The organism is Propioniciclava sp. (genome assembly GCF_036744435.1).
Taxonomy (GTDB): domain Bacteria; phylum Actinomycetota; class Actinomycetes; order Propionibacteriales; family Propionibacteriaceae; genus Propioniciclava.
Genome location: NZ_DAIOIA010000068.1, coordinates 1 through 16091 on the forward strand (window position 1 = coordinate 1; position 16091 = coordinate 16091).

Sequence of the window (16091 nt, forward strand, 5' to 3'; positions counted from 1 at the left end):
GCCTCAGCCTCGGCATCGTGGGCGTCCCCGCCGGCGGCCAGCGCGTCGGCCACGTCCGTCTCGTCGCTGATCGGCTCAGCGACCGGCGCTTCGTCCTGCTCGGTCTGGGCAGTGTCGTCCCGCGCCGGATTCTCCGCGGAGACCTCGTCCGCCTTCGCCGCATCGCCGTCCTGCGAACCGGCTTCGGACTCGGCGTCCTCCACCACTTCGGTCCCCTCCAGACCGACCTCGGACCCGGCGACCTCCACCGCTTCGGCATCCTCCAGACCGACTTCGGGCTCGGCAGCCGCATCCGCCGGTCCCTGCGCGTCCTCGTCGTCCGCCGTGGCGTCGTCATTGCTGTCGGCCGGGTGGGCCACCGAATCCACGCCCGCACCAGGCTCGGAGAAGGCCGCGGCGAGTGCTGCTGCGGGCTCCGCTGCAGCGGACTGGTCGTCATCCGATGGGGCGACCGACGGCTCAGCACCCTCCTCGAGGATCATCGACTCAGCACCCTGCTCGAGGGGCGTCGGCTGCTCGACGCTCTCGTGGGCGACCTCGTCGTCAGCGCTGCTCTGTCCCCCCCTGCCGCCTCCGGGGGTGTCCTCCGAAGTGGTGTCCTCGTCGGTGGCGTCCTCGGGGGTGGCGGCGTCCTCCTCGGTGGTCCCCTCCGAGGTCGCGTACTCGTCCTGTGCACCCGGCTCGAGCACGTCGGCCTCCGCGGATGTGTCCCCCTCGTGGTCGGACGAGGAGGGATCGGCGTCCTCAGACGCCTCCTGGGACCGATCAGCTGCAGCAACCACAGCGGCCGCGGCGTCCTCAGGAACAGACGACACGTCGGCATCGGCCGCGCGCGCCCCATCTGCCTCGTCGTCGTTCACTGCCGCAACGTCGTCGGCGACTGTTGCCACGTCATCGGTCACTGCCGCTACGTCGTCGGTCACTGGGGCCTCGTCGTCGGCCGCGGCTGCCTCATCCGCGGCCTCGGCCACCTCATCCTCGACCGCGTCGGGGTGAGCCGTCTCGGCGTCACCGGTCTCGGCGTCACCGCTCTCAGCCTCGGCTGGGTCCGCGTCCGCCCACTGGTCGGCGCTTCCCTGATCGATAGGCGCCGCCTGCGTCGGGGTGGCGTCCACCGTGCTGTGTGCCTCCGCGAGGGGGCTCGGCTCCCCTGCCGTGCCATGATCGCCGTCGCCCGCTGCGGTCCGATCCCAGGCTCGGAGTGCCTCCTCCGTGCGAGCCGCCTCGGCCCCGAACGCGGCGGCGAGCAAATCACTACCGGTCCGTGCGGTGATGGTTGCCGGAACCGGCGCGGTGGTGGCAAGCATCAGGTCCGTCCCGGTGACCGGCTCCTCTGGATCGGCGTCCTCTCCCTCCAGCAGGGGCAGTCGGATCGTGTCCTCGGGGGCTTCGGCCTCACCGTCCGGATCGATCCACGCACGGCTCCCGACCCGTACGACCTCCTCGGCCTCAGCGCCCTCCTCATCCTCGTCCCACGAGAGCGCCATCGCGCGTCGTGGACGCCAGGGCGAGGAGCCCTGCGGCCCGTCCAGGGACGGCACCTCCACCAAGGTCACCGGGCCATCGGGAAGTGCCACATCCTGTCTTTCGAAGTCCGGAACCCTCAGGTCGAGGATCTCGGTGAGCTCAGCGCCTTCGTCCGCGTCCGTCTCCGCAGCGGACGGCGCCGCGATGATCGGGGCCAACCCCGAGTTCGCCAACGGACTCCACACCGACACCACGCCGTCGGGCCACTGCGTGGCTTCCGTCGTGGCGGCCTGCTGGTCAGCACCGTGGTCGGCGTCGGCGGTCTCACCCTCGTCCTCAGGCGTCGCGAAGTCCCGGTCCCCCTCGCCCTCGCCCTCGACAACGGCCTGATCGGGGGCGCTCTCGGCCTTCACGGCAGGACCCTCACCCGGAGCGGGGACCTCGTCCAGGCCGTCCGCCTGCGAGATCGCGGGCGTGCGGTGAACTGCCGCCGAGACCCACTCCGCCCACGGTGCCTGCGGTTCGTCGGGAGCAACGGTGTTCACGCGAAGCCGCGGCGCCTCCGTGGCGCGGTGGGGCTCCTCAGCGACGGACTGCGGCTTCCCCGCGACCGAATGAAGATCCTCCTCGACGGGCTGCGACTCCTCAGCGACAGGCTGCGGCTCCTCAGCAACGGGCTGCGGCACCTCGGCGACGGGTTGGGGCTCCTCGGCAACGGGCTCAGCCGGCTCGGTGGATGAGCCCTCACCTGTCGTGGGCGGCGCCATCTGAGCAGGTCGGGAGAGCTCCGTCTGCGCTTGTTTCGCAGAAGGCGAAGGTGCGTGGGCCTCGAACGGTTCCGGGAGCGACACGGGAACAGGGCCGCCCCATCCCAAGCCCGCCGCGACCTGCTCGCCCGCCACGGCACACATCGCCTGGCCGGGAACGGCGGCCACCCCGGCGCTCGCGGTCGTCCACGACGGCGGGGCCACCTCCCGGAAGACGGACTCCATCAGCGGCGAGCGGCACACGTTCTGTGCGCACACGAAGAGAACATGATGTGACATCAGCCGTTCCCCCCTTCTGTCGCGACACGCTTGTCCTGCGCGTCGGTCCCCTCCGACCCCCCAGCGGGCTCGCCGCGGCGCTTGGCCACGAGCCGCGCGAAACCGACCAGCGTTGCCAGGTCGCGGCGCAGCGGCCGCACCACCAGCAGGACGGCGGCTTCGATCACAGCAAGCCCGACGCCCACCCCGATCTGCGCCCAGGGCCCGGCGTGGGGCACCAGCATAGAACCTGCCCAGGCCACCACACCCATCGTCCCCGCCACGGCAAGGATACGGAACGCCCCACCATAAAGGCTGCGCGCCGGGAACGGGGTGATGCGGGACAGCCAATACAACGACAACGGCCACTCCAGCGCGGGGGCCACCATGAAGCCGATCGCGATCCACTCCAAGCCAAAGAAGGACCCCGTCACGACACACACCACTTTGATGACGGTCGCCACCATGGTGTAGCGGAACAGCTGATGAGCCAGCCCGCGAGCCACATACGTCCAGTAGCCGACGAACGCCAGCGTCGACAGCAGACCCGCGATCGCGAAACACCGCAAGAAGGGGGCAGCCTGCGTCCACTGCGGCCCGAGCAAGATCTGAACCAACGGGTCCGCCAGGCCCGCCACCAAGAGCAGGGGAATCCCGAAACAGTAGCCCAACGCCAATTGACCGCCGACGACGAATGCGTCGAAGCGCTCCCTGTCGTGCTGGATCCGCGACAACACCGGCAGGGCGACGTTGGTCAACGGGGACCTCATCTGCGACAGCGGCGTCATCACCAACTGGTAGGCCCGGTTGTAGACGCCCACCGACGCGGTGCCGAACCGAGAGGCGACCAGGATCGTGTCGATCTGGGAGGCACCGTAGGAGATCAGGTTGGTGGCCACCAGGTTCCAGCCGAAGACCACCAGCGCCCGCACCGGGGCCGTCCGGGAGTACCAACGCGGCAGCCAACGCCCGTGCAGAACCAGGCAGGCCAGCAGCACGAACCCCGACGTCAACTGCTGCAGGACCAGCGCCCAGTAGCCCAGGCCCAACCCGGCCGCAGCGATGGCGACGATCAGAGCCAGGGACGCCGCGGCAATGTCGGAGACCGCCAAGGCGACGAAGCGCAGGCTTCGCATGAGCTGCGCGCGGTACTGCGTCGCCAGCCCGTTGAAGACGAACATGAGCGCCAGCGTCTGCGCGATGCCGAGCAGTTCGGGCTGTCCGCTGATCGCCTGCAGGGGCCACGCCGCGAGGTACATCAGCGACGCCAGTGCTACGCCGATGCCGGTGTTGATCCAAAACAGGTTGTCGCGTTGACCCCTGCTCAGCTCCGGGGCTTGGACGCTGGCCGAGGTCAGCCCGAAGTCCCGGAAGATCTCACCGATGCCGATCATCACCAACACGATGGTGAGCAGCCCGTAATCGTGCGGGGACAGCAGCCGGGACAAGACGATGATCGACAACAACTGCAAGACGATGCGTCCGCCTTGAGCGGTGAGCGTGACAGTCGCTCCCCGGGCCGCCGAATGGGCGAGTCCATCACTCACGCGGTGCGCCTCCCGGCGGGGTCAAGACACGGCACAGGGATCATGGGGTCGCCCCTCGCCTGGAGGACTCCGCGTAGTAGGCGTCGGCCCGGCGAGGACGACGCGCCTTGTTCAGCACCACGCCGATCATGCGACCGCCGGCAGCGCGGAAGCTCTCCAGGGCGGCCGCCAACTGTGAGCGGTGCGTCTTGGTGGCGTCGACCACGACGATCGCCCCATCGACCAGGGGAGACATCAGGTTGGCGTCCGCGACCGAGGAGATCGGCGGGGTGTCCAGCACCACGTAGTCATAGCCTGCCGACGCCTCCTCCAGCAGGGCATGCATGGCGTCCGAGGTCAGCAGTTCGGCGGGGTTCGGCGGGATGGCGCCCGCGGGCAGGACGTCGAGCGTGGTGCCGGGACGCGGCAGCTTGGCGTCGTCCAGGGACACCTCGCCGACCAGCACCGTCGTCAGGCCGATCGCTCCCTCGACGCCGAATGCGTCGGCGATCCGGGGACGCCGCAGGTCGGCGTCGATGAGCAGCACGCTGCTCTTCAACCCCGCCAGGGTCAAGGCAAGGTTGGCCGCGAACGTGGACTTACCCTCTCCCGGCGAGGACGAGGTGACCAGGACGCGACGCATCCTGCGGTCGACGGCCGCGTACGAGAGGGCGGAACGGATCCTCCTGAACTCCTCCGAGGTGCGCCCCAGCGGATCGCGCGACACCACCAGGCCGACGTTCCCCCCGGCACCGGGCACGCGGGTCACCGTGCCGAGCGTCGGAGCGTTGACCACGTTGCGCAGGACGGTTTCGGTGGGGATGCGGCTGTCGAACAGGCTCCACACGATGCTGATCAGGACGCCGACGACCACACCCACGAGCGCGCCCAGGATCGTGTCCCGGGGCTTGTTGGGGGCCGTCTGGAACTCGGGCGGCACCGCCGTGTCGACCAGCGAGGCAGAGATGGACGGCACCCCGGTCGAGGTGGTGGGAGACAGATCGTCCACGACCGAGGACAGGCTGCCCGCGACCTCGTTGGCGACCGAGGCCGCACCATCGGGCGAGAACGCCGTCGCCCGGATCTCCAGGATCAGCGTGTCATTGGGGGTGACGATGTCGATATCCCGGGCCAGGACCGCCGAGGTGACGCTGAGGCGCAGTCGCTGGATCACCGGATCCAGGACGCGCGAGGAGGTCGCCAACTGCGCGAAGGACAGCATCTGGTTCTGGGCGTAGGTCGTGCCCTGGTTCAGGTCCGAGCCGCTATTGCCCTGGCCGATGGAGAAATAGAGAGTCGCCCGCGAGACGTAGGTGGGGGTCGTGGACAGTGAGATCCCGAAGGCGATGCCGGCCCCCAGAACGGTGGTCAGACCGATCACCAGCCACATCTTCTTCAGCGCCGCCCAAATCCGGGACAGCGTCCACGAGGAATCAGCCATCATGTCGAAGTTCCTCCGTTGCGGTGAGCATCCCGGGGGGTGACGAGTTGCCCGTCCGGACGAGTATGGGCGGATGCCTCCATGAGACATGATAGCCGCCGAACAGAGTTATTCATTCTTCGCCCTCCTCGAACCCCTTGTCGCCGGGGTGAGTAACGGCCAGGAAACGGCCACCCCCACGAGGAACCAGAACGCGACCGCGAACTGCGTGATGAAGGCCACGGTGAACAGACTCGGGATCTGCGCGGCGACGGCGATCGACGCCGGGTTGGCTCCGCCACGCTGCAGCAACCGAAGCGCGGCGAACCCGACCACGATGAGCAGCAGGATGGCCCCCACCCAGCCGACGCGCAGCGCCGCCACCAGTGCGGCATTGTCGATCGAGCGCGCGAACACCCCAAGGTACGAGCCCCCGGTGGTGAGCCCCACGAAATCCTCCGCCGATCCCAGCGGCCGCACCACCTTGAGCAGTGACATGAGGTCAAGGCGATAGTCCGCGCTGCCCGAGGCTTCCTCCCCCGCCGCCAGCAGGATCCCCGTGACGTAGGGCAGCAGCGCGACGCCACCCAGCCCGCCCAACACCAGGATCCCGACCCGGAGCCTGCGGCCCAGACCGGGCATCAGGACCAGGCTCAACCCGACGGTCAGGGCGAGGGTCAACAGGGCGAGTCGGCTCAGGCTGGCCGCCACCGCGCCGGTGACCAGCAGGAGACCGATCAGCTTGATCCAGGGCTTCCACCGGCACGCCAGGATGAAGGCGCTTCCCATGGCCAGCGTCGCCCCGAAGGCGATGGAGTGGCCGAAGGCCCCCTCAACACGCAGGTTCCCGCCGCGTTCCTGCAGCGTCCCCCAGGTCTCATACAAGGACACAGAACCGGGCCCGGTGATCCGCGTGAAGAGGTTGGTATGGGTCCCGAACTCCACCAAACCCAGGACGGCCGCCACGACCACGAACACCGCCACGATGTCGACGAAGGTGGGCTGCTCCAGCCGACCCAGCACGAGCCGCCCGAGGATGTAGGGCAGGATCCACTCCGACATGGCCGTCACCACCGTCGCCAAGGACGCCAGCTTGAGGCCGTATTGGGCCAGCATCATGAACACGAGCAAGGTGACGACGCCGTCGACCGGCAGGAGGGTGAGGTTGCGCCCGAACGCGACGACGGCGGCGCCCGTCATGAGCGTGATGGCCGACCAGAACGGCCCAAGGGAGACACCGATCCACACCGGGATGAAGAAGAGGGTCGCGCACCAGACGACGAACGCCAGGCGCGGGGATGCGCGCATGACGAACAGCAGCAACACCCCGGAACAGGCCAGGCCGACGAACAGCAGCACGCCCACGCCCCACTCCGATCTTCCCGACGACAGCATGGGGCGGGCCGTGACTCCGGCCCGCCCCATGCTCGAACGAACAGCCCCCTTCACCTCACTCGACGGCGGTCACCTTGAGGTCGTCGAAGGCGATCACCGCGTCGGCCTGAGCCGTGCTGCCGCGGGCCGCGTGGAGCCCCACCGATCCGGCCTTCTGCAGTGCCGCGGTGGCATCGGTCGACGTCACCTGCCACGCGTCCGGCTGGGTCGTCCCGGACTTCCACAGCTTCGCCCGCAGCGTGGTCGACGACGTGCCGTCCACCTGGACCTTCATGCTGAACCGGTCGCCCGCCTTCCACGTCACGCCGGAGACAGGTGCGACGTTGAGGGTGACGGCCCCGCGCTGGGTGACCAACCACACCGTCCCATCAGCACGCAGCCAAGCTCGGACGAGGTACTGCTCCGAGCCCACCTGCCGAGCGATGACGCCGAAGTAGGTGGTCCCGGACGTCGGCGCCTGATCGATGGAGGCGCCCACCGACATGACCGCCTCGCGCACCGACGTCGACGGCAGCGTCAGGTTCCGGGTCTGCCCTGGGGCGAGCGTCATAACGCCCTCGGTCCCGTTGGTCGACGCCGCGGCCGCGGCCCCGCCTGCGACCGACCAGCCACCGCCTTGGTCGGCATTGCCCCAGCCACCGGTCGTGGTGCGCCCGAAAGCATCCTGGGCGAGCACCCCTTCGACTCCGGCGGGCGGAGCCGTCACGGTCACGGAGCGGGTCAGCTTGTTCGTTGCCCCGGCGGCGTCGGTGACGGTCAGCGTGATGGCGTGCGTGCCCGCGTCCCGGTACGTGTGGGAGGCGGTGGCACCGCTGCCGGTCGTACCGTCACCGAAGTCCCACGCGTAGGTCGCGATCGCTCCCTCGGGATCCGTGGACCCCCGGCCATCGACCGTCACGGCGAGACCGGAAGCGGTGGTGGTGAAGGCCGCCACCGGTGGCTCGTTCGCCTGGGCCTGGGTGAGGTCCCGCACCGAGTAGTCGTCGAACGTCGCGGTGGAGGTCGCCGTCGCCGACGCTCCCCGTGCGAAGTGGACGCTGCTGTAGCCGGCGGCCTGCAGACCTGCGGTCGAGTCGGTGGTGCTGAGCTGCCAGTTCTGCGGTTCGGAGGCGCCGTCGACCCACAGCTTGGCCTTCAGCGCCGTCGGCGAACTGCCCTGCACCTCGGTGGCCAGGTGCAGGCGCGTCCCTGCGTTCCAGGTCAGCCCGGAGACCGGGGCCGTCGTCAGCACCGTCGAGCCACGCTGCGCCACCAGCCAGGCGGTGCCGTCTGAACGCATCCAGACGCGAACCGCGTAATCGCCTGCCGTGGACTGGCGCGCCAGGACGCCGACGTAGGAGCCGCCGGAGGCCGGGGTGCTGTCGAGGGAGAAGCTCACTCGAGTCTCGGTGTCGCGCACCGACAGTTGCGGCAGCGCCATGTTGCGGGTCGCCCCGGGATCCAGGACGATCCGCCCTGTCCCGTCGGCGACGGACGCCACGGACGCCGTCCCGAAGACCGCAGACCAGGTGCCGCCCACCTCGGCGTCGCCCCACCCGGAGGTGAGGGTCCGTCCGAACGTGTCCGAAGCGGCGTAGACCGTGCCGGTCGCCTCGACGTCCGCCGATTGGGAGGCCTTCGCCCCCAGCGAGTCCGTCGCGGTCAGCTTGACCGTGTACGACCCCTTGGTCGCGTACGTGTGGGTGGCGCGCACCCCGGTTCCGGTGGTGCCGTCGCCCCACTCCCAGCGGTAGCTCAGGGTCGCCCCGTCGCTGGCCGCCGACGCGGAGGCGTCAGTGCTGACGCTCAGGCCGTTGGCGCTGGCAGTGAAGGACACCACCGGCGCCTGGTGCGTCACGGTCACCGTCTGGGATTGCTGGGCCGTCTTGCCGCGGTCGTCGGTGACGGTCAGGGTCACCGTGTAGGTGCCTGCCGCCCCGTAGGCGTGCGTCGGGTTGACGGTTGTGGACGGAGCGGTGCCGTCGCCCCAGTTCCAGGAGTACCCCGTGATCGTTCCGTCGGGATCGTTCGACCCGGAACCGTCCGCGGTCACCGTCAGGCCCGAGGCGTCGAGGGTGAGGGCGGCGCTCGGAGGCACGTTCGGCGCCTCAGCCGTGGCAGCCTGCACGACGGTGGAACGGACCCCCGTTTGGTCAGCGACGGTGAGGGTCACCTGATAGGTGCCGGGGGTCGCGTACGTGTGCTGGGTGACGGGCCCCTCGGTGGAGGTGGTGCCATCGCCGAAGTCCCAGGCGTAGGACGCGATGGACTGCCCCGCCACGGTGGTGGTCGTGGCAGCGTCGAAGGACACCGACAGGTCACTGGTCGTGGACCGGAAGCCTGCCTCAGGGGGAGTCTGGCCCAGGCCGAGCGCATAGTGACGCTGCACCTGGCCCAGGGTGAGCGGCGAGGAGTAGACGCTGACGTCGTCGATGCTGCCCGAGAAATAGCTGGAGGACGGCACGTCCGGCCACGACGACAGGTTGTCGCCACCCACGCGCCAGTAGCCCGTGTAGGACTCCCCCCGCGTCACGGTCGCGTCGCTCGCGACCCGGGTTCCGTCGACGTAGAGGTTCATCCCGTTCGCCCCGAGGGTGGCCACCATCTGGTGCCATTGGCCGTCGTTGTAGGCGTTGGGCGACGTGACGGTCTTCACGCCCTCGGGCGGGTACAGCCCGAAGGTGAGCCTGCCGTCGTTGAGCATGTAGACATGCCGGTCATAGCTCCCCGACTGCCCGGTGCGCGAGTTGCCGTAGCCGATCAGCTTGCCGCCACGTCGCGTGGTCGTCTTGAACCACAACTCGGTGGAGTACTCCCCCACCGCGGCGGTCGTGGTGGACGACACCCGCCCGTTGGAGTTGCCGCTGAACGTGGACGCGCTGGTGTCCTGCGCGGATCCGACGATCGCCCCGGGGGTCTCGGTGCGGACTCCCGAACCGTAGAGGGGAGCATTCGAGCCCGCCAGGTCGCGCGTGTCACCGCCGAGACGCCAGAACAGGGACGCCGAGTCACTCAGGACAGCGTTCGCGTAGGTCTCGGAGGCTCCGCTGGCGATCTGGACGGTGGCCTCACCGCTGGTCACCGCGTTGCCGTCGGCGTCCTTGACGGTGACCGTATAGGTCTGGCTGGACCCCTGCGGAGCCGTGGTGTCCCGCAGCGAGATCGTCGGGAGGTTCCACCAGGTCGACTCGGCGGTGGTGGAGTCGAGCACCTCAAAGGACCCCGATCGTCGCAGCTCATAGGTGAGCCGAAGATCGTCGCGATCCCAGTTGGCCGGGATCGTCACGTAGGCCGCGCCGGGGACGGCCGAGGTGGCCGTGGGTACCCAGGACGCCGCCGACACCCGGGGCCCTTGCTTCGCCCCGCCCGGTGGCGCTGTGGAGAACCGGGTGAGCCCCTGCCCCAGCTTGTTGTTGACCGACCCGAACTCACCGCCGATGGAGATGAATCCGGCAGCCCCGGTGATGGAGAGACCTGCCTGGCCCAGCCCGCTCGTGGTGCCGACGGTGAAGTCGGGGAACCAGTTGTACGCGGTCGGGGAGGGGGTTCCGCTCCAGTCCATGTACGTCGAATCGGCGGTAGCCGACCGGGTGAGAACCCCACCGGCCGCCGCCGTGTACGCCTCCGCGTAGCGATAGGTCCGTGGGTTCAGCTCGGGCCACATGCTGACCGTCTCGCAGGCATGCGTGTGGTTGGTGGTGTAAACGACCGAGCCGGTCGAGTACACGCCGTAATGGTCGCCATGGCAGTCGGCCACCCAGCGGATCGCCCCCGTGGACGCCTCCGCAGCGAACGCACCCTCAAGGTTGCCGATCGACCAGCCGGCGTACGACCAGCCGGTGCCGTACACCCCGTTGGCGTCCGAGGAGAGCCCGAAGATGCCCGTCTTGCCTGCCTGGCTGCCGCTGCTCCAGCCGTTCTTGACGGTGCTGGGCGCCTGCCAGGAGGTGATGACCGCACCGCTGCCGGGCTCGAGCGCCGCGAGGCCGCGCTGCACCTGGGCGTTCACCTGGTAGAAGCGGCCGCCGATGATCACCTTCGCGTTGGCGTCGGCCGTCACCATGGCGTCCACTTGCAGGTCGGTGGTCGGCGCCCAGGCGAGCAACGCGCCATTGCTGGTGTTGAACGCGGCCAGGTTCTTGCGCGCGACGCCGTTGGCCTGCGTGAACAGGCCGCCCGCGTACACCGTGTCACCGATGGTCGCCAGGGCGTAGACCCCGGAACCGCCGACGGAGGGGACGAAGCCGCTCACCAGCGCGCCCGTCGTGGCGTCGACGGCGGCGATGTTCCAGCGATCCTGGCCGTTCACCTTGCTGAAGGAGCCACCCAGATAGATGCGCTTACCGTCAGGGGAGGCCGTCACCGACTTGACCACGCCGTTCACCTGCGGGGCGAACGAGGTGATGAGATTGCCGGTCGTGATGTCGTAGGCGAGCACATTGCTGCGGGGGGTGAGCTGAGTGTTCACCGCCGCGCCGGCCGGCCGGACGTTGGAGAACTGCCCCACGGCGTACACCGTGGTGCCGACGGTGGTCTGCGCCCACACGTAGCCGTCGTTGATCTGCACGGTCGGCAGCTCGTCGGCGGTGACGAGCTTGTCATCGCGCTGCTTCAGCGGCGAGGGGCTCGGCAGGGAGGTGTCGGCTGCCGCGAGGGAGACGTTGCCGGCCATCGCGCCCACGAGCATCAGGGAGATGACCGTGGCGAACGCCAGGAACTTGCGGCCCGGGCCGCGCACACGCTTGGTGGCACTCATCGATCAGGTGGCCTTTCCAGTGAAGACGGCGACGGGCTCCGCGGCGGCGTAATTCACCGTCACGGACACGGTGCGACCCGCCGCCGGATCGAGCATGAAGACATAGGAGCCGGTGGTGGACGCCCCCGGGGCGATCGCCCCGGCGAGGGGAACCGGATCGCCTGCGGTGGTCGGGATGCCGAGGGTGCCGTCGGCTGCGGTCAACGAAACGACCGCCGAGGAGACGTCCACGGCCTGCTGGGACCCGTTGGCCACCGTGACCACGACCTTGACGGCCGGGCCGGTGACCTCACCGGGGGTGGTGGCGCCGACGGTGATCGCCGAGACCGAATCGAGCGTCACCGTGGCGGCGGAGTCGAAGGTGACGGGCTGGTCGGCGTCTGCGCTGCGGGTCACCACGGGCGCGGGTGCGACCGGCCCCACGGGTGCGTCGGACGCGGGCGGAGTCCAGGTGCCGGTGGCCGAGGGACCCGGCTCGGAGGAGGCCTGCGCGGAGGGTTGCGATGTGGACGCGTCAGGGACAGGCATCGTCGTGCAGCCCGTCAATAGAGCTGTCAAGACGATCCCCGTGGCGAGTACGCGGGAGACCCCGCGCCGGACATCGACATGCGTCGTCACTCGGTTCCCCAGTTTTCGACGTTTACCATTTCCCCTTGGTCTGGGTGATCGTAGCCTGGCCCCCACCCCCGGGCCAAGCCTTGGGTCGCCCCTGAGGGGGACGCGGGAACGTCACCCGTAGTCACCCCGGCACAACCGCAGAACAGAGTTTTGCTGGGCTGTTGCGGCACCGGGCCGCCGGCGGTGCTGCGTCCCGAGACGTGGTCACCCGCTCAACGGATCGGCGGCGATCCCGGTGAGGGCAAGCCCGCCGCAGAGTTCCCGGACGCTACGAGCGTCCCGCGCGAGGGCGCCGCAGCAGGCGCCCGCCCTCCCACAGGCCGGTCACGTAAGCCCGCCACGGCGCCAGCCCGAGGAGTTGCCTGCGACCGCCCTGCAGCAGGACGCCGTAGGCGACGCGGGGGGCCGACCGCAGCCAGCGTCGCTGGCCGACGTCGTCCAGATGCAAGGCGGCGTACAGCAGCCGGTTGCGGATGTTGTAGCGGTAGTAGAGGGGGGTCTTGGCGCGATCGCCGGCCTGTCGGCCGTGCGTCTGGCCTTCGTCGTGGACCGCGTTCGCCGCCTCGAGAAGGTCGAGCGTCGCCCCCAGGTCGAGGGCCCGATGACTGAGATCGATGTCCTCCCAGTAGAGGAAGTAGCGCTCGTCGAAGCCACCCAGGCGATCCCACAGGTCCGCCGACAGCGCGAGGCAGGCGCCAGTCGCCCACGGGCGGCGGGGACGGCCGGCGAGGTCGTCCCGGCGCCGGGCACCCGCGGTGCTGCCGTCGTCGAGGTACAGGTCGGCTCCGGCGAACCAGACCTCCCCTGCCGAACCGACGATGCGCGGCGACGCGATCGCCCCAGGGTGCGTCCGCGCGTGCGTCACGAGCAGGGTCAGTGCCTCCGCGTCGATCGTGGCGTCGGGGTTGAGGGTCGCGATCACGTCGGCCCCCAGTTCGGCTGCAAGCGCCGCGCCCGCGTTCACACCGCCGCCGAAGCCACGGTTGTCCTCCAGCAGGACCGCCCGCCAGCCGTGGCGTGCGGCGAGCCTCGCCACGGCGGTGCGCTCGCGTGGCGTCGAGAAGCAGTCCACGACCACGACCTCGACCCCGCCCGGCAGCGTCATGGCGCCGAGGTTCGCCTCCACAAGGGCGGCCGAACCGTAGCTGACTACGACGAGCAGCGCCAGGCCACCCGGGCGGCCCGGCGCCGCGGGGCCCGGATCCCCCACGGCGGTCACGCGGACGTCAAAGCGGCGTCGACCGCGGTCATGTCACGGAACCACTTCACCAGGGCGGCGGCCCAGAACAGCACGGCGGCGAGGGCGAACAGCGCGTACACCACCTGGAACACCGGGAACCAGCCCCAGGTGACGAAGGCCAGGCACAGGAAGCCGTAGTCAGTCGGCAGCACGAGCAGCGACCGCAGGGTGCTGGAGCCGCCACGCTCGATCGCCGTCGGGACGCCACGCTTCTGCTTCAGCAGGTCATTGAGCAGCATCGCGAAGAAGGTGGAGTTGGCGACGATGGTGAACACGATGGGCACCAGCAGCCACGGCTGGACCTCGCCGAGCCAGCGGTAGGCGCCGATGAGGACGGCCAGATGGAGGGCGGAGGTCTTCACGGCGTCCACGACGTGGTCGAGCCACTCCCCCGCCAGCGAGCCTCCCCCGCGCAGCCGGGCCACCTGACCGTCGGCGGAGTCCCAGGCATAGCCGAGCGCCAGCAGGAGCCAGATGGCGACGCCGAGCGGGACGCTGAGCGGCGCGAAGGCCAGCAGGCCGATCCCGGTGAACGTGAACAAGGCGCTGACGAGCGTGACCTGGTTGGGCGTCCAGCCGAGATGGAAGGCGAGCGTGGCGAGAAGGCGACCCACCGGACGATTCACGAAGATCGAGTAGGCCGGCGCTCCCCGGGCCCGCTTCTTCTGTGCCGAGAGCAGAACGTTGTACGTCTCTCTCATCGTCGCCATAGGTCCCCCTCGTTCGTTGATGTGTGCCGAGTATGCCGCACCGGAACGGAACCACCGGCCCACCGCCCGAGGGCGGCGAAGGCCGTGAACGACGCCGCGACCCGCTACCCTTCACGGACACCGCTCCCCGACGAAAGCTGCCGATGGCCCCCCGACCTGTGCGCGTGATGCAGTCGTTTCGGACGCCGCGTCCCACCACCAACCCCTACATCGTGATGCTCGACCAGGCGCTCGCGGCCGAGCCGGGCATTGAGCATTCCCGGTTCACCTGGCGCCGTGCGCTGCTGGGCCGCCTGGACGTGCTGCACTTCCACTGGCCGGAGGTCCTCCTGGAGGGTGATCGCGCCTGGAAGCGGTGGGGCAAGCGGCAGTTGTTCCGGCTGATGCTGCTGCGGGCGTCCCTCACCAGAACCGTCCTGGTGCGGACGGTGCACAACCTGGAACTCCCCAGCGGGCTGGATGCGCCCACCGCCCGGCTGCTTCTGGCACTGGAGCGGCGCACCCGGATGCGCATCCTGCTCAACGAGCGCACCCGCCCCGCCTGGGAGTCGGCAACCGTCGTGATCCCCCACGGCCACTACGTGGACTGGTTCGCCGCCACGCCTCGCGTGCCGGCCTCCCCCCACACGCTGGGATTCGCGGGGCTGGTGCGCGCCTACAAGGGCGTCGAGTCCCTGGTGGCGGCGTTCGAGCGGACGGCACCGGACCGCCCCGGTCTCCGGTTGCGGATCTCCGGGCGCCCGACCAGTTCCGCCCTTCGCACCGAGCTGGAGTCCCTCGCCGCCTCCGACGACCGGATCACGCTGGACCTGCAGTTCCTGGACGAGGACGCGTTCGCCACGGCGATCATGGGCGCAGGCGGCATCGTGCTGCCCTACCGTCACATGCACAACTCGGGGGCGGCGTTGGCGGCGCTCTCGCTGAGCCGGCCCGTCCTGGTGCCGCGCAACGAAGTGAACACCGACCTGGCCGCCGAGGTCGGGGACGGCTGGGTCTACCAGTACGACGATGACCTCGACGCCGACGACCTGCGCCGCTTCGACGACGCGCTCGCCGCGTCCCGCGCCCCCTCCCCCGACCTGGGCGCACGGGACTGGGGCGCCGTGGGCGAACAGCACGCGCGCGCCTACCGGGACGCCCTCGGGACGCGGTGATGGGGTCCGTCGGCGAGGCGATCGTGATCGCCGTCCCCACCTTCCACCGACCGCTCGCTTTGGACGCTCTGCTCGATGCGCTGCACGAGCAGGCCGCCCCGTTCGGGGCGGACATCCTGGTCGTGGACAACGATCCGGCGGGGTCGGCCCGCAGAGTCGTCGCTGGCCGGGCGCAGTACGTGGTGGAACCGTCCCGCGGGCTGGCGGCGGTGCGCAACCGGGCCCTTGATGAGGCCGGGCGGGCCGATGCCCTGGTGTTCATCGACGATGACGAGACGCCGGCCCCGGGCTGGTTGTCCGCCCTGGTCACAACGTGGCGGCAGGAGGGGGCCGACGCCGTCTCCGGTCGCGTCGAGTCCCGGTTCCCGGTGGGTTTCCACGATCCGTGGATCGAACAGGGCGGGTTCTTCCGGCGAGTGCAGTTCGCCGCGGGGGCCTCCCAACCGGTCGCCGCGACCAACAACCTCCTCCTCGATCTTGGCACCGTCCGCCGGCTCGGGTTGCGCTTCGATGAGCGGCTGGGACTCTCCGGAGGGGAGGACATTCTGTTCGCCCGGTTCCTGGTCAAGGCGGGCGGGCGCATCGTCTCCGCCCCGGAGGCGCTCGTGTTCGACGACGTCCCGGCCGAGCGGCTGACCCGGAGTTGGGTACTGCGCCGCGCCTACCGGGTGGGCATCAGCACGGTCAGAACCGCAGCGCTGACGGGCGGCGGCCTGAGGGTGCGGCTGCGGGGCTGGCGGCTTGGCCCTCACCCCCGCCCTCTCCCGCCCCGGCGGGAGAGGGAGTCGATCCGGCCGCGCT

11 protein-coding genes and 1 pseudogene are annotated in these 16091 nt (G+C 70.0%); 3 read left to right on the forward strand and 9 right to left on the reverse strand.

All coding sequences use genetic code 11. The features are described 5' to 3' along the window. A partial coding sequence (locus V7E09_RS09730; RefSeq protein WP_324523316.1) for a hypothetical protein occupies nt 1–1487 on the reverse strand: 1487 nt, incomplete at its 3' end. Nucleotides 1488–2039: 552 nt separating this feature from the next. Here V7E09_RS09730 and V7E09_RS09735 point away from each other — a divergent pair. Then, complete coding sequence (locus V7E09_RS09735) at nt 2040–2207, forward strand: hypothetical protein (protein WP_324523317.1); 168 nt, start codon at nt 2040–2042, stop codon at nt 2205–2207. A 183-nt stretch (nt 2208–2390) separates the two neighbouring features. Here the strand turns inward: V7E09_RS09735 and V7E09_RS15710 are convergent. From V7E09_RS15710 to V7E09_RS09770, 8 genes and pseudogenes are all read right to left on the reverse strand, one after another. Next, a pseudogene (locus V7E09_RS15710) lies at nt 2391–2513 on the reverse strand (arsenate reductase/protein-tyrosine-phosphatase family protein); the annotation flags it as partial. Then, nucleotides 2513–4039 (reverse strand): lipopolysaccharide biosynthesis protein, encoded by a 1527-nt coding sequence (locus tag V7E09_RS09740; RefSeq protein WP_324510366.1) that lies wholly within the window; start codon nt 4037–4039, stop codon nt 2513–2515. The gene V7E09_RS09740 and the pseudogene V7E09_RS15710, both read right to left, overlap by 1 nt. Before the next feature lie 40 nt (nt 4040–4079). Beyond that, the gene (locus V7E09_RS09745) at nt 4080–5462 is read right to left on the reverse strand and encodes a polysaccharide biosynthesis tyrosine autokinase (RefSeq protein ID WP_324510367.1); all 1383 of its coding nucleotides are present in this window, start codon (nt 5460–5462) and stop codon (nt 4080–4082) included. Nucleotides 5463–5567: 105 nt separating this feature from the next. Next, nucleotides 5568–6803, reverse strand: a complete 1236-nt coding sequence (locus V7E09_RS09750) for a hypothetical protein (RefSeq protein WP_324510368.1) — start codon at nt 6801–6803, stop codon at nt 5568–5570. Between the two features lie 85 nt (nt 6804–6888). Further along, entirely contained in the window at nt 6889–11568 is a 4680-nt protein-coding gene (locus V7E09_RS09755; RefSeq protein WP_324510369.1) for a PKD domain-containing protein, read from the reverse strand. 3 nt (nt 11569–11571) lie between these two features. Next, on the reverse strand, nt 11572–12096 hold the full coding sequence (locus V7E09_RS09760) for a hypothetical protein (RefSeq protein WP_324523318.1): 525 nt from the start codon (nt 12094–12096) through the stop codon (nt 11572–11574). A gap of 358 nt (nt 12097–12454) precedes the next feature. Then, nucleotides 12455–13405 carry a glycosyltransferase family 2 protein gene (locus V7E09_RS09765; RefSeq protein ID WP_324510371.1) on the reverse strand — a complete coding sequence of 317 codons (951 nt, stop codon included), beginning with the start codon at nt 13403–13405 and terminating at the stop codon, nt 12455–12457. Further along, nucleotides 13402–14136: a CDP-alcohol phosphatidyltransferase family protein gene (locus V7E09_RS09770; RefSeq protein ID WP_324510372.1), complete on the reverse strand. Its 735-nt coding sequence runs from the start codon at nt 14134–14136 to the stop codon at nt 13402–13404. Before V7E09_RS09770 ends, V7E09_RS09765 begins: the two co-directional genes overlap by 4 nt. A gap of 143 nt (nt 14137–14279) precedes the next feature. Between V7E09_RS09770 and V7E09_RS09775 the strand changes: the two genes are divergently transcribed. Both V7E09_RS09775 and V7E09_RS09780 read left to right on the forward strand, forming a co-directional pair. After that, nucleotides 14280–15290 (forward strand): glycosyl transferase, encoded by a 1011-nt coding sequence (locus tag V7E09_RS09775; protein WP_324510373.1) that lies wholly within the window; start codon nt 14280–14282, stop codon nt 15288–15290. Beyond that, on the forward strand, nt 15290–16091 hold an 802-nt coding region (locus V7E09_RS09780; protein ID WP_324523319.1), incomplete at its 3' end, for a glycosyltransferase family 2 protein. The genes V7E09_RS09775 and V7E09_RS09780, both read left to right, overlap by 1 nt.